Source organism: Paenibacillus sp. A3M_27_13 (assembly GCF_024213315.1).
Classification (GTDB): Bacteria; Bacillota; Bacilli; order Paenibacillales; family Paenibacillaceae; genus Paenibacillus; species Paenibacillus polymyxa_B.
Genome location: NZ_JANAVE010000002.1, coordinates 886,283 through 907,188 on the forward strand (window position 1 = coordinate 886,283; position 20,906 = coordinate 907,188).

Genomic DNA, 20,906 nt, shown 5'->3' on the forward strand with positions numbered 1-20,906 from the left:
TTGAACGGATGATACCGTTCCGATACAATAGACAGGATTTATCCCATTTAAAATGTTATAATTTTCTTTTGTGACTAACATTTATTCTCAATATATCATCTTTCAGAAAATCCGGAAACCTATACATACAATCTGTGATCCGGGCAGTTTAATGCTTGAAAGGGGAAGCACGTCATGAAATTGCTACAGGCTCTCTTTTTCCCACCCGAGCAACCGGGAGGCGTTTCATCCATGATTCCATATCTGCAAGAGCGATTTACATCCCCCCGTTGGGAAATGGAGCTATTTTCAATCCCTAAACGGATTCGCAACAAGGGTAGGGACGAAGTAACTTTTGATACCTTTGACTGGACGAGATATGAACAATATCCAATCGTCCAAAAATATATTCAGACGTACCGTGACTATTTGTGGTGGACACGGCTTCGTATTCAGAAGCCCTATGACCTCATTCATGCCCATCATCCTATTGCCGGAATCGCCATGAAAACTGTTTTTCCTGACATTCCGCTCGTACAGACGATTCACTCTTCCTATGAGAAGGAGTTAATTCTAAACGGGAAAATAGAGGAGAACGGGCCTGAACACCAATTCTTGGTGTCACTGTATGGGGAAATGGAGCAGAAGGCGGATCGCTTGATAGCGGTATCTCATTCTTTTCAGCATTACTTAACTCCTTACGTTCAGAATCCGCAAGACATTGCAGTCATTCCGAACGGATATGATGAGAAGCGCTTCAAGCCCATTCCACACGAAAATGAAGTGACACAGCTCATAACCGTTTGCCGCCTTGTTCCGGCGAAAGGACTGGATATTTTATTGCGGGCCTGTGCTGAACTTAAAAAAAGAAATCTGGAATTTGTGCTTCATATTATTGGAGACGGTCCGGTTCGCCCTGAGCTGGAAGAGATGGCACGACAGCTCGATATATACCATGAGACGATTTTTTATGGATATACCCTTCATCCAGAAGAGTTTATGCCTTTCTTTGATGTATTTGTTTTGCCTTCTCGGGCGGAGGCCTTTGGTTCGGTATTTGCGGAAGCAGCGTTGAGTTGTCTGGCATTGGTAGGTACAGAAGTGGGAGGAATACCGGAGCAGATTGAGGATGGGGTAAATGGCCTGCTCGTGCCACCCGACAATCCGAGGGCACTGGCAGACGCTTTAGAGAAGGTCATTGCTGACCCTGCCTATCGTTATGAGCTGGCTAGATCTGCCTGTGATAAGGCTAAATCAAGCTATTCTTTAAGTCGGGCGGTTAACGAGTTGAAGAAAATGTATTTGAAATTTCCACATTAACCATGACGAGTATCACCTGGTTTGGAATCGGAATGCCGAAAGCTGGAGCGAGGACGTGAGGAACGGAAAGGTCTCCCGCGTCCTGCTATGATCAGTTTACTAACCCACATCAGACTGAGCATTCCGAAAATAGGATAAAGGACAGATAACAGTGAACTGAAGCCGAACTGACTGATTAAAAAACAGGTGAGCATAATGAATAGTGTGATGAGCTTGGGCGAAATTTGGACATGCTGACGAATTTGCAGACTGACTCCATAAATGTCGGCTACAAAGGTACTGAAGATTTCCATGAAAATGAGTAGAATGTATATGATTTCGACAAAGGCACCCAGACGGTAAGCAATGCTTCCCATAGGGATTTCAAATTGCTGAATACCCGGCATATGTGCTGACATGGCAAAGTGCGCAGCCATCAGCATAAATCCGACACCAATTCCGCCCAAAACTCCACCCCAGCGGATGGTTCTTCGGGAAAAGGTTTGGCTGCCAAGGGGTACAAGCACGGCTTGGGCCATAGTCAGGTTGAAGGACGTGTACAGCAGTGGAGAGAGCAAGGTTCGAAATGTACTGTGATCTGTCGTATTCGTAATAAAACTCTGAGGATTAGGCATGGAGAGCGTGCTGTGAACGAGCAGAAGAGACATGATGATCATCAAAGGGACAACCACGGTGTTCATATGCAAGATGGCTTTAATGCCTTTACTTAGCAGCAAATAAGTTCCAATCAGTGTAATAAGCAGTCCGGTTTGGTAATGCAGGTGAAGGTGCTCTACAAAAACAGAGCCGGCTCCTGCCAGCATGACGCTGTTTACGCCAATCAGCACGATGAGTGTGAACCAGCTAATCCATTTCCCGGCATTGGCGCCAAAAAGATGTTTGTTCAGGTCCTCGTAGGATTTGGCTGAAATATCATGAGCGATCAGCATCATTTTCGTACCCAACCATACAAATATGATTGTGGATAGCATAATAGTGAGTGTAGCCCAACGACCGTACTGCGTAAAAAATTGCAGAATTTCTTGTCCGGTAGCAAATCCGGCACCGACGATTGTACCAATGTATGTAAAAGCAATCTGAAAAACATGAATATTACGTTTCATCCCCAGTCCCTCCTTGCCTGCTTGAATAACGCTGCAGCGAGCATATAATACAAACTATGTTCAACTGAAATAGGACATGACTGGATGAGACTGAAAATAATTAAAGTGAATTTAATGAATAGCTTGACGGGAGCGTAATTTATGGGTCAAATCCTTGCATGGATACTGGAATACGGATATTTGGCAATGTTCGGTTTGCTTGCACTTGGAGTAGCGGGTATGCCGATACCCGACGAAGTGCTAATGATCGCCTTCGGCGGGCTCGTGTCTCAAGGGCACTACAACTTCATTGCTGCACTGGCAGTCACATTTTTCGGTAGTATGACGGGTATGATGCTTAGCTACACCCTGGGGCGTCTGCTGGGCAAACCACTTTTGCATCGATACGGAAAATGGGTGAGGCTTACGCCTTCTAGAATTGCCTCTTCTGAAAATTGGTTTGGGCGCTATGGTACCTGGGGAATCCTGTTCGGATATTTTGTCCCCGGCTTGAGACATGTATCCTCATATCTGGCAGGTACAACCCGTCTAGGCGTTTTTCGCTATATCAGTTATGCATCAGCAGGAGCTTTGCTGTGGTGCGGTACATTTTTGGGGATTGGACATGCGGTGGGCATGCATTGGGAGCAGGTGGCGAAGCTAATGGAGAAGGTGACGCATCGGATAGGGCTGGTCGTTATTCTTTTAATCGTTGTGGGAGGAATCACCGCATGGTTCTGGAACAAGCGTAAAAAAAATGTCACATGACCGCATGGAAAGCAGCTACAGCTTGAAAGCGGCGGGTGAAGTATGGTACTTTTACCGCATAGGAATGTCGTGGGAGGTCATGTAATGGAAGTATTAAAGAAACGAATTTTAAATGAAGGCGTGATTGCATCAGATCAGGTGCTGAAGCTGGATGGTTTGCTTAATCACCAGGTTGATCCAGAGCTGACAATGGCAATGGGACGAGAGTTCGCAGCACGTTTCCGGGAAGAGAAGATCACCAGAGTAGTGACCGTGGAGTCCTCAGGCATTGCCATCGGGTTTGCGACAGCATTGGAATTGGGTGTACCGTTGGTATTTGCTCGTCGTAAAAAGACCCTATTAGCTGATCCAGACGCGCTATGTGAACGCGTACCTTCGTTTACTAAAGGTATTGTTACGGATATTATGCTGTCTCGTCAATTTATTCACGAAGATGATCGTGTTCTGTTCATTGATGATATTATCGCTAATGGTGATGCGGCACGAGGCATGGTTAAAATCATTCAACGCTCCGGAGCGGAGTTGATTGGATTCGGTGTCGCGGTGGAAAAAAGCTTTCAGGCCGGAGCGAGAACCATCCGTGAGCAGGGTATTCGTGTAGAGTCATTGGTCAAAATTTCGTCGTTAGCTGACGGCAAGATTGAGTTTGCTGAATAGTAACAATTCAAAACTCCTGATCCTTATTTCTAATAATAACCTTTGCATGAGCTTCAATTTCGCTTATAATATAGATAAGGTTTTGGAGAGGAGGCAGCAACATGGGGAAAGAACAATTGACCGAACAGTTTTTTCTGGAAAAACTGGCAGCGGCTAAAGTACACTTTGAGCGTGCCTTGGATTGTAAGCATACGGAATTCGACGATTTGTATCCCTATATGATTGAACATCCTCAGTTTTTTTGGTATAAACGCTATGTGGCCTGGTCTGAGTTGTTGACGTTGGTTAACCTATGCGAAGAATTGTCCTTCTCTTGGAAAGAAGAATTTACTGCTCACCAAGTGGAGTATGTAGATCAGCGAGTGTTGTCTGCACAAGTGCTGGACTTCTGGTACGAGAAGAACGATACAAAAGAACATGATCACAGTGTAAACCAGTCGGGATAATTTGTCGCTCTGTTGGCAATCCATATAAGTAGTAAGAGAGAAGAGACCTAAATGATTGTTTAGGTCTCTTTTTAAACTTTTTTCATGTATATAGAATCATGGTTGCTGTGTTAAAAAAGTGAATAAGGAGGGGACAAGGATGATTATGGACGAAGAATTGGATGCTTATCGACTCTCCGGTGAAAAGGTGCGTGTCGTACGCGATGGATTGGAGTCCAACGATGTTGTTGGCATTGTACTGGCATGGGATGATGAACAGGTACTTATTCGCCGCCAGAATCGACGTGTGGTCAAGTTGGCTCGCAGTTATACATACCAGCCGTTCGGCGAGCCGCGTCACAATCCGATAGATCTGGGTTAGGAAGGGGTTCCAAATGGGTGTTGGATAAAAATAACTGAGCGATTCATTAGGCATACAGAAACTCTAAATCGGACACAGTAATGAAGGGAAATCCAACAGAGAGGACGTGCTGTGTCAATGACGGTTATGGACGAAAAAGTACATGCATACAAGGATCAAATCAGCCATTTGGAAGATCAGTTGCCCGAGGTAGTTCATGCATATCATCGCTTTACCGGAGAGTGCTTTCAAGCCGGCAGCTTAGATGAGAAAACCAAGCAACTGATTGCGCTAGGCATTGGCTTATTTGCCAACAATGAAGTATGCACGTTTTATCACGTGGACGAGGCGCGGTCCAAAGGAGCCAGTGATCAGGAAATTATGGAGACCATTGCTGTGGCCGCAGCAGTAGGTGGAGGACATGCTCTAAGTCAAGGGGTTACGCGTGTACAGAAGGCGTTGCAATAAAGCAAATCATTAATAGATATGCTTATACTTCGTGATAGCGAATATAGATCGATTTTGATATATGATGGTTATGGAAAGGAGCTTCCGAGCACAGTTGGTGTCTGCGGAAGCTTCTTTCTTTTGCGTGTTTGTTGTGCGGGGATTATGCTCTTCTGCTTGCGGCAAAAGCAGCAGGGCGAGACGTTTTACGCTTATAGGCCAAAGAGGATGTAACCAAACTTCGTTCAACGATGCGTAGGGGTTTGGAAGTTGAATTGTTTGGTAATTCGGGGCGATGTTTCTCTAGTAAAGGAAGGGCGGCTGTATGAGGCATGGAGGTCGAGAGCCCCAGATATGCTCGCATCCGCTCATACATTTCTTTACGGAATGCTGGCATAGCCATATTGAACTGCTCTTTATTTCCTTTACTTATATAGGTGGCGTGAACGCCGGAGTGGTTTTGTTGTATGTCTAGAACATGAATGTGATATTTATTAAATTCATGTTTTATTTCAGATAGCAGGATTCCGGTACGATCTACACCTGCGTTAACCATTTCGACATAAAGATCAGGGGTTTTCAGCATACCGCTTTCTTCAAGAATTAGGCTGTCCCGCTCAAATACTTTTTGAATAAAGGTAAGGAGCAGATAACTTTTCACAAGAGACCATTCATGCTGAGTAGTATCTAAAGAAGTCATTACCATTCACCGCCTTAGGAAAATGTGATGATAATTCATAACCGATTGAAAAAAAGAACCTTCGTTCCTGAGAACTTATGTTCTTATTTTAGCTTATTATTCCTTTTTTATCAAGGGGAAATTAACAAACATAAAAGGTTTGACATCTTGATATGAGCATGGTATGATCTATCTTGTCGCTAAGAAAGATAGATCTTTCGAGGTATATGACAACATATATGCGGTCGTGGCGGAATTGGCAGACGCGCACGGTTCAGGTCCGTGTGGGCTAACCCCCGTGGAGGTTCGAGTCCTCTCGACCGCATCATCTTATAATATACAGGTTTGTGAATTGCTTTTATAGCAGTTTGCGGACCTTTTTGTATGCTTAAAAAATTTAAGTTGTTACCCAAGACCTGTGTCGAAGAAATCTCTCCGAAGCTATGAGAACAGGATAATAAGTCTACTGTTGGAATGACCTTATAAGCGCATTCCGGTGGATTTTTTCCCATTTCTATTATGAAGTCGATATTTTCACCTCTTCTATCTCTTTCTTTCCAGCCTTGCCATGCTTGATCTTATTTCAGTTCAATCTACTCAATATGCTTACCAATGGCTGTCGAAATTTTCCTAATTGAATCTACTAAATACGAGACTTTTGGAGGCGATTAAAAAATAACAAATAAAACAACTGCCGCTCGTGAGATGTAGCGGCAGTTGTTTAGAATTAACTACATGGAATTAACTGTATCAAAACTCAACATCTCTTTTTTTCTTGGAGCGCGCCCCTGCCAAACGGACAACTAGCGAAGCTACCACCAAAATTGCAGTTACACCCACAAGGATAACAAAAAAGGATTGATCAAAAGCAGAACGGCCCGCATCTTTCAGTGCTTCTGCAGCCTGGGCAGGCAAACCCTCTGCAGCTATGAGCGCTTCATCCAGGCTGTCTTTCACATTCGCTGGAATGTGGAGTCCCGTAGGGACTTTCATAGCTAGGGAATACGCAAGAGTTGACATGCTTCCGATGATAGCAATCCCCGATGCTCCTCCCATTTCATAGGCAACTTCTTCAATCGATGCAGCCATGCCTGCTTTGTGTGCCGGGGCATAGTTCATAATGGAGTGAGATGCTGCTGTCATACCTGCTCCCAAACCCACACCAAGTAAAGCCAATCCAAGAATCTGCCCGGCCATGCCTGAATTAAATTGCGTGAGATAGATGCCCATTCCCAGACCGGCAATCAGAAGAGAGAAGCTTTTAATACGGATAACGTCATAGCGATGCAATATGGACCCGGTTAAGGGGCCAGCAATGAGAGATGCAATCGGTATGCTGATCGTGTACAGTCCTGCTTGGAGAGGCGACAGACCTTCCACCAGTTGAAGACGCTGGGTTACAATATATTGAATCCCCATCTGTGTAAATGCACCCACCAAGGCCGTTATAAATCCGGTGCTGAACCTTGTAATTTTAAATAAAGTAAGATCAATAAGAGGGCTAGCGCTTTTATTTTGACGACGGATAAAGATGATAAGTGCCAAGACGCCGATAACCGCACCTATTACGGCCAATATTGGAGACCCGTCACGACGGGCAAACTCTTTGATGGAATAGATGAGTCCCACCATGGCGATCATGATTTGGATGGAGCCGGTAAGATCCCATTTTTTCTCTTTATTGCCCGCATGTTTTGGAACATAAATCAGAGTTAATGCAAAAGCAATGATCGCAATCGGCAAATTAATCAAAAATACAGAACCCCACCAAAAATGCTCTAAAAGAAGCCCGCCGACGATAGGACCTAGTCCTGCTCCTCCTGCAGAAACGGAGCCCCAAATGCCGATCGCGAATCCACGCTCGCGTTCATCTGTAAATGTAACCCTAATGATTGACAAGGTAGCGGGCATCATCATAGACGCTCCGACTGCAAGAAGAACCCGAGACGCCACCAATACAAAGGGCACGGGGGAAAAGGCGGCAGTAAGCGAAGCAGCAGCAAATACAAGCAACCCGAGGGTAAAGATTTTTTTATAACCCAAGCGGTCCCCAAGCGTTCCCATTGCTGGCAGCAGACCCGCCATAACAAGCGAGTAGCCATTGAGAATCCATAATTTTTCTGACGCTGATGCACCGAGGTCATGGGTTAAGCTCGGCAATGCGGTATACAGGATGGTCATATCCATCACAATAAGCAAAAGAGCGCTTGATACGATAGCCAGAACCAACCAGCGTTTGAATTTAGACATGTTGTTCCTCCGTGAATACAAATTTAAGTTATTACAATTTAAAACCTTAATCTATAGGGTTACCCTATAGTCAAGTGCTAATTCTCGGGATAAAATAGACATACTAAACTTCTAAAACATAACGGAGGAATGAGTTATGTCAAAAAGTCACAGCCCATACTTTACTACCAGTGAGCTGGCCAAGACTTGCGGAGTCACCAAACATACCCTGTTCCATTATGATGAGATCGGGCTCTTGAAACCAGAATTCACAAACTCAAAAGGCTATCGTTTTTACTCCATTCAGCAATGCTATGCGCTTGATATTATTAATGTGCTAAAGAAGGCGGGGAGCTCACTACAGGAAATCAAGGAATTTATTGAGAATCAGAATACGCCTCTGCTCATAGAGCTATTCAAACAGAAACTGCATGACCTTGAAGTGGAACGGATTAGAATAAAACGGATGCAAAGCCTATTGAAAGGTGCCATTGAAATGACGGAGCAAGCCAAGGTAGAGTTACACGATGGACCGTCGATAGAAGAATGTGAAGAGGAATATTTCATTGCCACACAACTGGAACAGGGTGATGGTGATAAGGAGTTTGCTCACAAATTAAGTGAACATCGAGATTATTGCGAAAATCACTTTACTGATTATGAGTTTCCGATCTGGACCATTTTATCCAAGGATCGGTTTGAGTCAGGGGATTATTATTCCGATTATATTGCCAATAAGCTAAAGGCTCCGACTGTGGGAGAGAGAATAGTTACCAAACCCAAAGGCCTCTATGCTGTCTTAAATCACAGAGGATCATATGAAACAATGTCTGAAGCGTACTCCGTTATAAAAGAGTATATAGCGAGTAAAGGGATGACTGTGTGCGGGAGTGCGTACGCAGTGGATTTGCTCAACTATTTCGCAGAAAAAAATCCAGACGACTATGTAATACGGATATCGGTTGAGGTTTGTAAAGGGAGAAAATTTCTTTTATAAGGCTATCTTTTAAGATATGATAAAAAATAACGCACTTTATGATGAAGCTATTGAAAGGTTGGATGTAAGATGGAGAAAGCAACTTTTGCAGGTGGATGCTTCTGGTGTATGGTGACACCATTTGAAGAGCAGCCGGGCATTCATGGCATTGTGTCAGGATACACTGGAGGAACGATTCCCGATCCGACCTACGAGCAGGTTAAAACAGGAACTACAGGTCACTACGAGGTGGTGCAGATTACTTTTGAGCCTGAGCTATTTCCTTATGAAAAGCTGCTCGAATTATATTGGCCGCAAACAGATCCTACCGACGGGGAAGGTCAATTCCAGGACCGGGGTACACAGTATAAACCCGCAATTTTTTATCATACAGAGCAGCAACGTGAGCTTGCGCAACAGTCCAAGGAGCAGTTGGTACAAAGTGGACGTTTTGATAAGCCAATTGTAACGGAGATTCTTCCTGCTTCTATTTTTTATCCGGCAGAGGATTATCATCAGGATTACCACAAGAAAAACGTGAAGCACTATAAGGAAGATCGGGCCCAATCAGGCCGTGATGAATTTATTGATAAGAACTGGTAAGCGGCTTTAATATACGTTTCTACGCACGATAAGGCAGATCAGGGAGTATTCCATGGATCTGCCTTATACATATTTAGACGAGGTTACTCACACAATGAAGGGACAGAGAAGGAGGCTGACCCGCAATGAGTACACGACGGAAGCTACACATGAGAAACATAATAAAAAAGGCTTTAAAGGCATCTCGCGGCCGGAAAGAGCCAGCTTATGTACCTGTATTCCATTCAAGCTCTAAAATACGGAGAACCGTAGTACTCTGTATTTCGGTATGCATGTTATTCATGGTCTGTAGTACTGGTGTTGCAAAAGCATTAGACAAACAGGACGTGCCGCAAAAGATGGTTGCCGTCATTATCGACGATCTGGGAAATAATATGAAAGGGACTGAGCAAATTTTAAATTTACCCGTTAAGATTACCGTTGCTGTGATGCCTTTCCTGCCTACAACCAAGCAGGACGCTATGGAAGCGCATAAGCGTGGTCATGATGTCATCGTCCATCTTCCAATGGAACCAAAGCAGGGAAAGCCCGAATGGCTTGGACCCGGAGCAATTAAGGCAAATATGACGGATGAAGAAGTACGTGCTAAGGTGACAGCAGCCATAAAGGATGTTCCTTATGCGATAGGAATGAACAACCACATGGGTTCCAAGGTCACTTCGGATAAACGCATTATGTCTATTGTTCTTGATGTTTGTAAGGAGCATGGACTATTTTTTGTCGACAGCCGTACTAATTATTGGTCAGTGGTATCTGAACTTGCCGCTAAAAAGGGAATGCCACCGGTACGCAATGATGTTTTCCTGGATGATGTCCATACACTCGCTCATGTGAATCGGCAACTTACAAAAGTGGTTGAGTGGCTGGACGAGCACGATACATGCGTAACGATTGGGCACGTTGGCGTGTCTGGCATGTATACATCCTCGGCTCTTCATTCATCGGTTCCCAAGCTTAAGGAGCACGCCAAATTTGTGGGTATTAGCGATTTGGTGCGTGCTGTATGGGGATGGACTGGAGACCCAGCCACCAACACTACCATGCCGTCAGATGCGCAATAATGCCTTCGGCAACAGCTTCAGCAATGCTTTTTTGACCGCGATCCCCGGAAAGCATGGCTCTGTCCTGTTCGTTACTGATAAATCCGGTTTCCACAATTACAGCGGGATGCTGGATTTTATTCAGAAGATAAAAGGGTTTTCCGTACACTGTTTCTCTATTCATGCAAAATAAGCGGTTTAATGAATGCTGAATCCGTTCAGCCAACAGATAGCTGCTGCCTTCATCCTGATACAGCACAATGGGTCCACGTTTTTCGGTACGTTTGGTCCAATTGACATGCAGGCTTACAACCAAAGCGGTGGGCAGTTGTTCTGTTAGACTTTTACGTTGAGCCAGGTCTTTAAGGTGCCGGGATTTGGACTGCAACCAACGGTTATCGTCACTCAGTGCGTAGTCCTTGTCCCGATTCAGGACAGCAGGGTAACCCTGGGAGCGTAAGATCAAGTACAGCTTTTGAGCAATGGCGAGATTGATATCTTTTTCCAAAAGCCCTTTGTGACTTGTTCCACCATCCACACCGCCATGGCCTACATCAATCAGGACAACGGGCTTGGCAAAAGCGTGATAGGACGAATGTACGTTGGATGGACCCTCTGTATACTTGTTCGGTTCGCTACTTTTCTCGTTGGGCTGAGCAGCTAGATAGGTAAATGGGGCAAATATAGCACTGCAAAGGATGCATAGACTCAACCCCAGCCCTTTCAGCCATATCTTGTTTAACTTTTTTTTTCGCACGTTCTATTCCTCCAGTGGACGAATTGATTGTTTACTGAAAAACCATGCATAACAGACATCAAACCTAAAGCAACGTAGCTGCCTTCAAACATAACAATTAGCCTTGAGGTAACTGTTATGTTGAAGATAGTATGTTCCATTTAAGGGAAACCATGCATAGTTATTCCCACAGGGGTTAGACCTTTTGGAAAATGAGCAAGCTAGTTGTATCTGCACCTAACGTGTAAATCCGATATTTCCAAGCAATGTGAATGGACATGATAGGGGCAGAATAGAGGAGGTCATGGAGGATGGCGAAGAGTGACGAACTGGTGACGTATATTACGCAGCGAATTGTTCGCTATATGGAAACGCCGCGTGATGTTCGACGCAGTCAAAAACAAGCCAGAGAGCCGTGGGTGAGCAAATGGTTTGGCATGTTGCCTCTGGCTCTGAAAATGTGGATGAAATCCACACGCAGAGAACGAAGAGAGCGACATTAAACTCGCCAAAGAGACCACAAGAGGCATAGGGGATGCCATTTGAGGTCTCTTTTTGTGTTGTAGGGATCATTCCGAATCATTTTGCGTGTTTCTTAATAACTAAGAGTCCAAACGAAAAAATTCACCAGCTGACAATAACTGTTTTAATGGTACAAATCGGGACAGTCCATGATGGTAGGTTAACGCATATAAATTGGGTTGGGACGGATGATCTGGGGATATCCAGGACTGATACCCACTAATGGATAAGGGACCTCCAAAGGCAAAATTGATACCTGTGGCAGAAAATATAATACGCGGTGAAATACTCAGTGTATCCATAAATTGGGCTGTGTTACGGACAGAAAGTTTTTGCTTGGGTTGAAGCCAACCCAGATCGTCATAGGGATCAAAAGGAGCAGACGAGACCGTAACCGCTTGCGCCTTTGTTTTCAAAAAGGGTACAGATAAAGAGAATGCGTTGTTCTGGAGCTTATGTTTCCAACTCCCATCTGCCACTTCTACAGGTAACGGATCGCCAGTCACAGCATCAATACATATTTCGCTGCCTGTAGAGGAACGCACCAGCCAGTAGGCTAGTAGCGGTTCCTCATACATAGGTGTGATTTGCAGCTTGTCGATAGATGAAAGATCAGTATCTGTGAGCGACACCAGGGATTGACGAAGTACAGCCATACTATAAGGCCCGCCCGGACCATTCCCGTATTCGTTGAGTTGATATGCGCCATTGGAGTCTGAGCCGATAATCAGGTAGCCGATGTATTCTCCCGCACGGTTTACTTGAACAAGCCAACTATGGGTTCCAGGTCCGAGCGGATGATAGCTAAGCTCAGCATCTTTCCACGAGGCAAAAGGGGGCTGCGATGATAGGGATTGTACCGTGTTGTCCGCAGTCTGTTTTACGTCTGCGGGCACGCCTTGCTCCTCAGTAGGAAAACTTGCTGAAACGTCACCTGGGGAAGGGGGAATAGGACTCGTGGAATTCAATGGAGGAACCCACGAGCTTTCGTTGTAGAGAGACACCGAGTTTAAATTGTTGCCTTGTGCGGCTGAGGGAGCCGCATGAATGGAAGTGAACGGACAGACTGCGGACAGGCCGATCAGAACAGCTGCGATCATACCTATGCTATAGTGCCCGGAATGACTCTTATTCAATGTAATCCACCTTTCTGTCGGCTTGATTGCCCGACGGAGGCATTCTTTTTTATCCAGCATACAGCCTGTCCGATAAAAAGACTGCTGCACCTTGTCGGCATAAATGTCGTATCCAGGTTCGTTTTTTGCTGTCGATACATAGGAGACATGTTTAACCAAACTTGTGGTTACAGCAGCGGAAACTGATGTAGGCTGAAGCAAGATGTTACAAGCTGACGATACCTCTGCAACTTTCCTGCGAAGGAGCGAGAGATATCGGTTACCGCAGATGAAATATCCCGCAGTTAATGGCGGATACGAGTACCTTTGGCTCATATTGCCATACCATTTCTTTACGGCGGGCTTGATGCTGCTCTGAAATGGCTTCTTTTTTATCCTCTTCCTCTTTCTGCTCTTTGATTAGATCATCGTAGTAGTGGTCAATAACCTCCAATTCCTCGCGCAATCGTTCCTTCGCCTGCTCAGCCCAACCATAATCTTGCTGACGGAGTTGTTCAGTGATGTAGCTTTCAAGCGAGGTAGAAGCTTCAGGGACAGATAGCTTGGCAGGCTGTACATGCATATTGCCCGCCAGCAGCGGGCTGAGCTGCCGGGTTTCGAGCATGGCGCCAAAATCGGTTACAATGGTGCCGCTTTTGAGCGAAATACCTAGCCACTGAAGTTCCTCACGCTTCAAATCGCAGGCGAATTCAATCTTATAGCAAATGCTGAGCCAAGCTTCATAGACTACGGGAGAGCGGGCAGACAGCTGACGGGCATCAGGCTGCTCAAACAAATAAACATATTTCCCTCCATCTCGTGCGGCTTCAAAAATTTGATGCAGCCGACGGCTTCCATATCGAAGCTCCTCCTGCAAAATACGTCCAGGTCCCAATTGTGGTAACGTCGGTACATGACCGAAGTAACGCCCCATGACCTGATCCTGTGCTGCGTTGCCTGATGCTGGAGTTGGTGGCGTATGATCCGCTAAACGTTCCTGTTCTGTGCGATAGGCTTCCCCATCAAAGATGAAAGTGAAGGACATCGTCTGCGCTGGAACGCCAGTACGCTCTACGTATCCCCAATAGTAGGGGCGGTTTGTTAAGGCTTTATCCGCTTCTGGAGAAAGCTTGACGGTTACATGGTGGGGCGACCTCTCGATGACACTACATCCGGTAGCTTCCAGATAGGTGTGGACAAAGCGCTGGACTTGCTGTGCATTCATGGTCAAACTAGCGACCTCCCTTCACACTGCGTCGAGCTTTGCCTGGAGGAACCGTATTGCCTGCTAAGCCTAATAAATTCTCGGTGTTTGGCTGGTCTGTACGCAGTTGTTCCATTTCCTGTTTGATGGAATCCAGCGAGTGACCCAGATTTTGCATTTTTTTGCGAATTTCATCATCGCTACTGGATTCAAGCATAATTTTATACAAACTTTTTTCAATGGATTCTTTCTTCTCAAACTTCTCCAGAATAACGTCCAATCCGCCAATGACCATCTCAAACATATTTATCTTTTCATGCAGCAGATGCAGGATATGCTCCTCAATCGTTCCAGTTGTGGACAAGTTAAAAATATTAACATCATGCGTCTGTCCAAGTCGATGTACCCGTCCGATCCGCTGCTCCACGCGCATGGGATTCCACGGTAAATCGAAGTTAATCATATGGTGACAAAATTGCAGGTTAATGCCTTCACCACCCGCTTCGGTGGCAATCATGACCTGAATGCGCCCACGGAACAGATCCATCATCCAATCCTTGCGTCCACGGTTCATGCCGCCTCGGTAAGGAACAGCAGATAGGCCACGGTCACGGAAATAGTTCAGCAAATACTCCTGTGTGGCTCGGTATTCTGTAAAAATGATCACTTTTTCGTTCATCTGACGGATAAGCTCAAGCGCTTTTTCTGCTTTGGAATTGGCCTTGATCGCTTTAATGTGTGCAACCAAATCCCAGACACGATCGCGTAGAGGAGAGTCTGGAGCCATCTTTTTAGACAAATTGACCAGAGTCACGAACACAGCGTCCCGGCTGCTGCACACTTCCCGTTGAAGGGTGACGAGAGACAGCATGCTACTTAAATTTCCGCCATTCGCCTGGTATTGCTCTTTGACAAAAGAGGTCACCCCATCGTACAGCGCTTGCTCTTCCGGCGAAAGTTCCAAGTGAATGTTGGAAACATTTCGTTTGGTGAATTGAACCGGGCCTTCTCCGCGACGATTGCGGATCATGACTTTAGACAGCTCATCCTTGAGCTGATCTTCATTTTTAGGCAGACGTTTATCTACAACAAAGTTGGCTGAAAAATCGCCATGTCTTCCCAATTGACCGGGCTTGAGCAGTGTAATCAGGTTAAACAGCTCAGACAGATCGTTTTGTACAGGTGTTGCTGTCAGGAGCAAACAATATTTTTTACGCAGCTTCATAATGAACTGGTAGTTGGATGTCTTTTTATTTTTCAGCTTATGAGCCTCGTCTATAATGAGCAGGTCATAATCGGTATCTAGCAGGATGTTACTATGGGGCTCCCGCTTGGCGGTATCCATAGAGGCCACGACGACCTCGGAAGACCAAGAATACGCTTTCTTCTGGGCGACAGCGGGAATACCGAATTTGCTGTTCAGCTCACGCACCCATTGTAGGACCAGGGATGCGGGTACAAGAATAAGCACTTTGGAAGCCAGCCCGCGAACCAGATATTCTTTTAGGATCATTCCAGCTTCGATCGTTTTGCCTAGGCCGACTTCATCGGCAAGAATGGCACGTCCGGACATTTGAAACAGTACCTTCCGAGCGGTATCCAGCTGATGGGGTAGTGGAGTGAGGTCTTGCAAATGCTGTAGACATTGAAGCTCATCGAAGCTCGGCACCAGCTTGGCTTTTTCAGCCTCAATGGCCAGCTGATACAGATTCCAATCTCCCCAAGGGCCACCTTTGCGTAGGCGTTGGTCCAGCTCATCCTGCCAGCTTCGATCAAATTGCACCGGAACAGGCAGTGGAGCTTGATTGTGTATATGCGGGGAACTTGTCGATTTGGCTTTCATGATGATTCCCTCCCTCCTGGTAGTAGCACAGTTGAAGCTCTTGGTTCTGTCACATATGTGGCATCTATTTAGCACAGATCGTAGATGTAGTATGGACGGAAAAAGATATCTTCATAACAGGAGGGATGAAATCCTTTAGCTGCCTTCCATTAACTTTTGGAGTTTACTTTCCGTAGAGGTTTGCGCATTGGGGGTGTAAATGCTACAACGGAGATCAACACTGCCTTGTACCTGAAGAGAAGTCAGGTCAAATAGCATTTTGCCAGCCTTGGCATGTCGAAATTCAATGAGCACCTCCGGTGCGGAGCTTACTTCGCTCTGATTCCAAAGCTCGTTAAACTCTGGGTAGGCCTGGCTCATATTTTGTATAAATTGTGCATACCAGGGGTCTGTCACGTATTGCCCGTAATAAGCGCGGAAAATAGCAAGGAATCCCTTTACAAAGTGTTCCCAATTCACGGCTAGACTTTTAAACTCCTTTTTGGTGAATAGCAGTTCAATCATATTGCGTTGCTCATGGGGTAGCTCGGCAAAATCCATAAAAACATGAGCAGCAGCGGCGTTCCAGCCGACAATATGACAGCGCCGATCTGAAATAATAGCAGGGCAGTAGTGTAGCTCTTGTACGATCTTTTGCAGAGAGGGGGAAATGACGGCTTGCTCTTCAGGAGCAGGAAGGCTGTGAGACCCGGCCTCGATCGCCAAATCATACAAATATTTGCGCTCGTCTGTGTTCAACTGCAATGCGGCAGCAATAGCATCCAACACAGAGGCGGACACCTTAATATCTCGTCCTTGTTCCAGCCAGGTATACCAGGTCGTACTGACACCTGCCAGCTGAGCGACTTCTTCTCTGCGCAAGCCTGGTGTTCTGCGACGTGATCCTTGGGGGAGACCGACCATATGTGGGTGTAGGCGGGCTCTTTTCGTTTTTAGAAAAACAGATAGTGCTTCCAGACGTGCTTCCGTTTTCATAGGTATTTTCTCTCCATTCAATGGGTATATCCGAAGTGAGCAAATAAGGCATTTACTATAGTAGTGTTCATTATACCAGGATAAACAAACACTTGTAATAGGATAAGACGAGGTTAAAATGAGGATTATAAGTAAGTCACCGAGCAGGAGGAATGAATAGCTTATGCAAAGAGTAGTGATAACAGGTATGGGTGTCGTTTCCCCACTGGGTAATGAAGTGGACACGTTGTGGAAGAATTTGCTGGAAGGCAATTCAGGTATACGTAAAATTGATACATTCGATGTGTCCGATTTGAAAGCACAAATTGCTGGACTGGTACAGGATTTTGATGCAGAAAAGCAATGGGGACGTAAAGATGCTAGACGAATGGATCGGTTTACTCAGTTTGCATTATATGCGGCAGAGCAAGCACTCAAGGATTCCGGTCTGGAACTGGATCACACCGATTTGGAGCGTGTCGGTGTTTATGTGGGATCGGGAGTCGGCGGTTTGGATACGTTGGTGGACAATGTAGATGTGCTGCTACATCGTGGGCCGGGTAGAGTTAGCCCAACGCTGGTACCTATGATGATCTCGAATATGGCTGCTGCTCAAATTAGTATCGCGTTTGGAGCGATGGGACCTACGCTTTCACCCGTGACGGCTTGCTCTATTGGGAATACAGCAATTGGAGAGGCGTTTCGGACGATTCGTACAGGAGATGCGGATGTCATTTTTGCCGGTGGGGCTGAAGCGGCGGTGACTAGATTGGCCTTGGCGAGTTTCGCTAATGCGACTGCCTTGTCCACACGTAACGAGGAGCCTTCTATAGCAAGTCGACCTTTTGATCAGAATCGGGACGGCTTTGTCATGAGCGAAGGTGCAGGTATTCTGGTACTGGAGTCACTGGAACACGCTATCCGACGTGGTGCGGAAATCTATGGTGAGGTCATCGGTTATGGAGCCAGTTCGGATGCTTATCACATGGTTGCACCGCATCCCGAAGGAACCGGAGCTTACTTGGCGATGAAAGCGGCCCTTCGTTCGGCTCACATCTCCCCTGAAGAAGTGGACGTGATTAGCGCCCACGCGACGAGTACGTCTGTCGGGGATGTCGCTGAGACCCTTGCAATCCACAAGCTTTTTGGTGATTATGCCTATCAGATTCCGGTTACTGCGAATAAGTCCATGCTGGGTCATATGCTGGGGGCTGCGGGCGGTGTTGAAGCGATTGCACTTGTGCAAAGCCTGCGAGAAGGTATCATTCCTCCAACCATGCATCTGGATAATCCAGACCCTGCTTGCGATCTGGATTATGTGCCTCACGAAGCGCGCAAGGTTCCACTAAATATTGGGCTATCTAATTCTTTCGGCTTCGGTGGTCATAATGCGGTTATTGTGCTGAAGCGCTACGAGTCATAATTTGTAAGGAGTTATTGAAACCTCAGGCATTCTATCCGGCTGGATAGAGCACCTGAGGTTATTTTAATCGAAGAATAACAGATTCATTTTAGAGAAGAGATAGAGTAAGATGAAGGAAAACATTTGGAGGGACGGGAAACCATGATTTTAATCAGGAACATACAACCAGCAGACGCTGAAACGTATTGGAATTTGAGACTGGAAGCCCTGCAAATGAACCCTGAAGCTTTTGGAACCTCCTATGAGGAAGCTGCACGAGTTCCATTATCTGATGTGGTGAAGCAGATACAAAATAAACGAGATCATTACATACTTGGTGCATTTACAAAGGATCATCAGCTGGCTGGTATGACTGGGTTTAGAAGAGAACAAAAAATAAAAACGCAGCATAAAGGAACGATTTGGGGAGTTTATGTACCATCGACCTACCGAGGTCAGGGGATCGCTAAAAAACTTTTATTGGAAGTCATCAGCCAAGGTAGAAAATTGGAAGGTTTGAAGCAAATTAACCTGAGTGTGGTAACTACCAATCAAGCTGCTGTTAAGCTGTATAGGAAGTTGGGATTTGAAACCTATGGTATAGAAAAGAATGCTTTAGAATATCACGGACAGGAATATAATGAGGAACTCATGGCTTATTTTTACTAAGGGTGAAAGGTTTTGAAAAAATGAAAATTGACCGATTGCTTTCTATCGTCATTTTGCTGCTAAAGAAAAATAGAGTACAAGCGAAGGAACTGGCTGATTTATATGAGGTTTCGATCCGGACGATCTATAGAGATATTGAAGCGATTAGTATGGCAGGTATTCCGGTGGTGACTTATCAGGGAGCCAATGGGGGAATCGGTCTGATGGAAGGATACCGTTTGGATCGCAGTATGCTGACGGATAACGATGTCAAGGACATTGTGATGGGGCTGCAGAGTTTGTCCTCGACGTTGGACAGCCCCAATGTGTCGCGGTTACTTCATAAATTTGAAAGTATTATGCCGGAGTCCGGGAAAGAGCGATTTAGTGTCCGTACCACACAGTTTATCGTCGATCATTCGGGATGGGGAAATCAAGCTGCACAGGAAGGCAAATTGAAAAAGGTGAAAGAAGCAATGAGCCAAGCGCGTACTGTCGCTTTTACCTATCGAAATGCGGAAGGAGCCATAACGGAACGGAATGTTGAACCGCATACGCTCGTTCTGAAAGGACAACAATGGTTTGTATATGCGTATTGTCCCGATAGGGAGCAGTTTCGTCTATTCAAACTCTCCCGCATGAGTGACCCTGTGGTTACAGAGACAGTTTTTGCTCGCAGGGACCTTTCTTATGAAGTGCTGCCGTGGAATGAGGGACGGATGGAGGCATCCAGAGCCGTACAACCATTTACGCTACAATTTAACCGTAATTCAAGGCATTTGGCGGAGGACTGGTTTGGCGTAGAAGCATTGACCGAGCAGGAGGAAGGGATCTATACGGTTTCGGTCCCGTTTCCTGAGGATGCATGGGCGTACGGATTTATTTTAAGCCTGGGACCGGATGTGGTTGTCAAGGAACCAACCCATTTGCGAGACAAGATTCATAAGATGGCGCTGAGTATTGCGTCTAATTATGAAGAAGTTCGGGAATCATCTTAGATTAAGTAAAACAAACCTGACCCATAGTTGTCAGGTTTGTTTCGTTATACTGGTGGCATACCTGATATCAGTTAGCGAAAGGGGATTTACGAGGATGGATAAAGCTTGTCAAAGTTGCGGGATGCCGTTGGAGCATGAGGACCAATATGGAACGGATGCACAACATCATAAAACGGATGAGTATTGCAAGTATTGTTACAAGGAAGGCGAATTTGTACAGCCTGAATTGACTATGGAGGGAATGATTCAGCAGTCTGTGCCTTTCCTGGTAGAGAAGGGGATGCAGGAAGAAGAAGCGACTTCGATGCTGCGTAATTACCTGCCGTTTTTGAAACGATGGCGGTCCTCAGAGGATACGGGGCTTACACTGGATGGACCCATTCGGGAAGAATATCGAGGTGAGATCCGTTTGATTGGGTTGAAAGCACGTACAAGTAATCAGAATGAACAAACATCTCACGGGATCATTCCAAGCATGTGGGAACGTTTTTGGAGTGAGGACGTGCCTGGTCGGATAAAGGAAAAAGCAGGACATGCTTCTGTCTATGGTTGCTATACTGACTATGAAAATGGAGCTTTGGGCGAGTATACATTTTTTATCGGGAAGGAAGCGGCTGTTGATTTCCAGACTCCTGATGATCTTGAAGAACTTGTCATTCCGGCTGCACGCTACGCCATTTTTCAGGCAACTCAGGAACCCTCTTCTGTCTTCCGTGTATGGCAGACGATCTGGGAGTGGGCTGCCACGGGACAAGGGGAGCGGACATACACAGGTGATTTTGAAGTGTACGGCAGTCCTGATGAACCTGTTTTGATTTATATTGCAATCAAGTGATGATTTTGTTGTGACAGAAGAGAACCGCCGGTCATTGTCGTGGACCCGGCGGTTTTTCTGATTCAATCAATAGCAGTCTCCCC

Annotated in this window: 22 protein-coding genes and 1 tRNA gene; 15 read left to right on the forward strand and 8 right to left on the reverse strand. The window is 45.7% G+C overall.

Annotation, left to right across the window (positions count from 1 at the left end; genetic code table 11):
* The first annotated feature begins 174 nt into the window (after positions 1-174).
* Positions 175-1,299 (forward strand): glycosyltransferase family 4 protein, encoded by a 1,125-nt coding sequence (locus NLX82_RS10620; RefSeq protein ID WP_023988040.1) that lies wholly within the window; start codon positions 175-177, stop codon positions 1,297-1,299.
* Here NLX82_RS10620 and NLX82_RS10625 read toward each other — a convergent pair.
* Positions 1,296-2,402: a YkvI family membrane protein gene (locus tag NLX82_RS10625; RefSeq protein WP_023988041.1), complete on the reverse strand. Its 1,107-nt coding sequence runs from the start codon at positions 2,400-2,402 to the stop codon at positions 1,296-1,298. The genes NLX82_RS10620 and NLX82_RS10625 overlap by 4 nt on opposite strands.
* A gap of 141 nt (positions 2,403-2,543) precedes the next feature.
* On the opposite strand from NLX82_RS10625, the gene NLX82_RS10630 reads away from it, so the two are divergent.
* The 5 genes from NLX82_RS10630 to NLX82_RS10650 all read left to right on the forward strand — a co-directional run bounded on the left by NLX82_RS10630 (position 2,544) and on the right by NLX82_RS10650 (position 5,060).
* Positions 2,544-3,149, forward strand: a complete 606-nt coding sequence (locus NLX82_RS10630) for a DedA family protein (RefSeq protein WP_023988042.1) — start codon at positions 2,544-2,546, stop codon at positions 3,147-3,149.
* 84 nt (positions 3,150-3,233) lie between these two features.
* Positions 3,234-3,806 (forward strand): xanthine phosphoribosyltransferase, encoded by a 573-nt coding sequence (locus NLX82_RS10635; protein ID WP_023988043.1) that lies wholly within the window; start codon positions 3,234-3,236, stop codon positions 3,804-3,806.
* Positions 3,807-3,907: 101 nt separating this feature from the next.
* Positions 3,908-4,252, forward strand: coding sequence for a hypothetical protein (locus tag NLX82_RS10640; RefSeq protein ID WP_007429850.1), 345 nt, complete (start codon positions 3,908-3,910; stop codon positions 4,250-4,252).
* 139 nt (positions 4,253-4,391) lie between these two features.
* Positions 4,392-4,613, forward strand: coding sequence for a hypothetical protein (locus tag NLX82_RS10645; protein ID WP_254348003.1), 222 nt, complete (start codon positions 4,392-4,394; stop codon positions 4,611-4,613).
* A 117-nt stretch (positions 4,614-4,730) separates the two neighbouring features.
* The gene (locus NLX82_RS10650) at positions 4,731-5,060 is read left to right on the forward strand and encodes a carboxymuconolactone decarboxylase family protein (protein WP_013309744.1); all 330 of its coding nucleotides are present in this window, start codon (positions 4,731-4,733) and stop codon (positions 5,058-5,060) included.
* A 142-nt stretch (positions 5,061-5,202) separates the two neighbouring features.
* Here the strand turns inward: NLX82_RS10650 and NLX82_RS10655 are convergent, their stop codons facing one another.
* Positions 5,203-5,739 (reverse strand): YhjD family protein, encoded by a 537-nt coding sequence (locus NLX82_RS10655; RefSeq protein ID WP_023988046.1) that lies wholly within the window; start codon positions 5,737-5,739, stop codon positions 5,203-5,205.
* A 220-nt stretch (positions 5,740-5,959) separates the two neighbouring features.
* Here NLX82_RS10655 and NLX82_RS10660 point away from each other — a divergent pair.
* Positions 5,960-6,043, forward strand: a tRNA-Leu gene (locus tag NLX82_RS10660).
* A 425-nt stretch (positions 6,044-6,468) separates the two neighbouring features.
* Here the strand turns inward: NLX82_RS10660 and NLX82_RS10665 are convergent.
* Positions 6,469-7,968 carry an MFS transporter gene (locus NLX82_RS10665; protein ID WP_068940277.1) on the reverse strand — a complete coding sequence of 500 codons (1,500 nt, stop codon included), beginning with the start codon at positions 7,966-7,968 and terminating at the stop codon, positions 6,469-6,471.
* A gap of 136 nt (positions 7,969-8,104) precedes the next feature.
* Between NLX82_RS10665 and NLX82_RS10670 the strand changes: the two genes are divergently transcribed.
* From NLX82_RS10670 to NLX82_RS10680, 3 genes are all read left to right on the forward strand, one after another.
* Complete coding sequence (locus tag NLX82_RS10670; protein WP_068940279.1) at positions 8,105-8,944, forward strand: MerR family transcriptional regulator; 840 nt, start codon at positions 8,105-8,107, stop codon at positions 8,942-8,944.
* Positions 8,945-9,013: 69 nt separating this feature from the next.
* A complete protein-coding gene (msrA, locus tag NLX82_RS10675) occupies positions 9,014-9,526 on the forward strand; it encodes a peptide-methionine (S)-S-oxide reductase MsrA (RefSeq protein ID WP_028542807.1) in 513 nt (170 codons plus the stop codon).
* A 125-nt stretch (positions 9,527-9,651) separates the two neighbouring features.
* Positions 9,652-10,587: a divergent polysaccharide deacetylase family protein gene (locus tag NLX82_RS10680; RefSeq protein ID WP_254348005.1), complete on the forward strand. Its 936-nt coding sequence runs from the start codon at positions 9,652-9,654 to the stop codon at positions 10,585-10,587.
* Here NLX82_RS10680 and NLX82_RS10685 read toward each other — a convergent pair.
* Positions 10,562-11,323: an N-acetylmuramoyl-L-alanine amidase gene (locus NLX82_RS10685; RefSeq protein WP_068940287.1), complete on the reverse strand. Its 762-nt coding sequence runs from the start codon at positions 11,321-11,323 to the stop codon at positions 10,562-10,564. The genes NLX82_RS10680 and NLX82_RS10685 overlap by 26 nt on opposite strands.
* A gap of 290 nt (positions 11,324-11,613) precedes the next feature.
* Here NLX82_RS10685 and NLX82_RS10690 point away from each other — a divergent pair, with 290 nt between their 5' ends.
* A complete protein-coding gene (locus tag NLX82_RS10690; RefSeq protein ID WP_023988052.1) occupies positions 11,614-11,805 on the forward strand; it encodes a YqzE family protein in 192 nt (63 codons plus the stop codon).
* Between the two features lie 99 nt (positions 11,806-11,904).
* On the opposite strand, the gene NLX82_RS10695 is transcribed toward NLX82_RS10690, so the two are convergent.
* From NLX82_RS10695 to NLX82_RS10710, 4 genes are all read right to left on the reverse strand, one after another.
* Positions 11,905-13,161, reverse strand: a complete 1,257-nt coding sequence (locus tag NLX82_RS10695; protein ID WP_226887703.1) for a hypothetical protein — start codon at positions 13,159-13,161, stop codon at positions 11,905-11,907.
* Positions 13,162-13,219: 58 nt separating this feature from the next.
* Entirely contained in the window at positions 13,220-14,170 is a 951-nt protein-coding gene (locus NLX82_RS10700) for a YqhG family protein (protein ID WP_053325174.1), read from the reverse strand.
* A gap of 1 nt (position 14,171) precedes the next feature.
* A complete protein-coding gene (locus tag NLX82_RS10705; RefSeq protein WP_068940291.1) occupies positions 14,172-15,986 on the reverse strand; it encodes a DEAD/DEAH box helicase in 1,815 nt (604 codons plus the stop codon).
* Between the two features lie 135 nt (positions 15,987-16,121).
* Complete coding sequence (locus tag NLX82_RS10710; protein ID WP_069080854.1) at positions 16,122-16,961, reverse strand: helix-turn-helix transcriptional regulator; 840 nt, start codon at positions 16,959-16,961, stop codon at positions 16,122-16,124.
* A 163-nt stretch (positions 16,962-17,124) separates the two neighbouring features.
* Between NLX82_RS10710 and fabF the strand changes: the two genes are divergently transcribed.
* The 4 genes from fabF (at position 17,125) to NLX82_RS10730 (ending at position 20,823) form a co-directional block, all read left to right on the forward strand.
* Positions 17,125-18,363, forward strand: a complete 1,239-nt coding sequence (gene fabF / locus NLX82_RS10715) for a beta-ketoacyl-ACP synthase II (protein ID WP_023988058.1) — start codon at positions 17,125-17,127, stop codon at positions 18,361-18,363.
* A gap of 141 nt (positions 18,364-18,504) precedes the next feature.
* Positions 18,505-19,011, forward strand: a complete 507-nt coding sequence (locus NLX82_RS10720; protein ID WP_028542801.1) for a GNAT family N-acetyltransferase — start codon at positions 18,505-18,507, stop codon at positions 19,009-19,011.
* Between the two features lie 20 nt (positions 19,012-19,031).
* Complete coding sequence (locus NLX82_RS10725; RefSeq protein WP_069080863.1) at positions 19,032-19,988, forward strand: helix-turn-helix transcriptional regulator; 957 nt, start codon at positions 19,032-19,034, stop codon at positions 19,986-19,988.
* Between the two features lie 94 nt (positions 19,989-20,082).
* Positions 20,083-20,823 (forward strand): zinc ribbon domain-containing protein, encoded by a 741-nt coding sequence (locus NLX82_RS10730; protein WP_069080855.1) that lies wholly within the window; start codon positions 20,083-20,085, stop codon positions 20,821-20,823.
* Positions 20,824-20,906 lie beyond the last annotated feature (83 nt).

Excerpts from the sequence above, each read along its gene's own strand:
- NLX82_RS10725 (WP_069080863.1), top strand. The coding sequence starts at position 19,032 with ATGAAAATTGACCGATTGCTTTCTATCGTCATTTTGCTGCTAAAGAAA.
- NLX82_RS10720 (WP_028542801.1), top strand. The coding sequence starts at position 18,505 with ATGATTTTAATCAGGAACATACAACCAGCAGACGCTGAAACGTATTGG.
- NLX82_RS10620 (WP_023988040.1), top strand. The coding sequence starts at position 175 with ATGAAATTGCTACAGGCTCTCTTTTTCCCACCCGAGCAACCGGGAGGC.
- NLX82_RS10655 (WP_023988046.1), bottom strand. The coding sequence starts at position 5,739 with ATGACTTCTTTAGATACTACTCAGCATGAATGGTCTCTTGTGAAAAGT.
- fabF (WP_023988058.1), top strand. The coding sequence starts at position 17,125 with ATGCAAAGAGTAGTGATAACAGGTATGGGTGTCGTTTCCCCACTGGGT.
- NLX82_RS10690 (WP_023988052.1), top strand. The coding sequence starts at position 11,614 with ATGGCGAAGAGTGACGAACTGGTGACGTATATTACGCAGCGAATTGTT.
- NLX82_RS10635 (WP_023988043.1), top strand. The coding sequence starts at position 3,234 with ATGGAAGTATTAAAGAAACGAATTTTAAATGAAGGCGTGATTGCATCA.
- NLX82_RS10630 (WP_023988042.1), top strand. The coding sequence starts at position 2,544 with ATGGGTCAAATCCTTGCATGGATACTGGAATACGGATATTTGGCAATG.
- msrA (WP_028542807.1), top strand. The coding sequence starts at position 9,014 with ATGGAGAAAGCAACTTTTGCAGGTGGATGCTTCTGGTGTATGGTGACA.
- NLX82_RS10680 (WP_254348005.1), top strand. The coding sequence starts at position 9,652 with ATGAGTACACGACGGAAGCTACACATGAGAAACATAATAAAAAAGGCT.
- NLX82_RS10625 (WP_023988041.1), bottom strand. The coding sequence starts at position 2,402 with ATGAAACGTAATATTCATGTTTTTCAGATTGCTTTTACATACATTGGT.
- NLX82_RS10705 (WP_068940291.1), bottom strand. The coding sequence starts at position 15,986 with ATGAAAGCCAAATCGACAAGTTCCCCGCATATACACAATCAAGCTCCA.
- NLX82_RS10650 (WP_013309744.1), top strand. The coding sequence starts at position 4,731 with ATGACGGTTATGGACGAAAAAGTACATGCATACAAGGATCAAATCAGC.
- NLX82_RS10645 (WP_254348003.1), top strand. The coding sequence starts at position 4,392 with ATGATTATGGACGAAGAATTGGATGCTTATCGACTCTCCGGTGAAAAG.
- NLX82_RS10670 (WP_068940279.1), top strand. The coding sequence starts at position 8,105 with ATGTCAAAAAGTCACAGCCCATACTTTACTACCAGTGAGCTGGCCAAG.
- NLX82_RS10730 (WP_069080855.1), top strand. The coding sequence starts at position 20,083 with ATGGATAAAGCTTGTCAAAGTTGCGGGATGCCGTTGGAGCATGAGGAC.
- NLX82_RS10710 (WP_069080854.1), bottom strand. The coding sequence starts at position 16,961 with ATGAAAACGGAAGCACGTCTGGAAGCACTATCTGTTTTTCTAAAAACG.
- NLX82_RS10665 (WP_068940277.1), bottom strand. The coding sequence starts at position 7,968 with ATGTCTAAATTCAAACGCTGGTTGGTTCTGGCTATCGTATCAAGCGCT.
- NLX82_RS10640 (WP_007429850.1), top strand. The coding sequence starts at position 3,908 with ATGGGGAAAGAACAATTGACCGAACAGTTTTTTCTGGAAAAACTGGCA.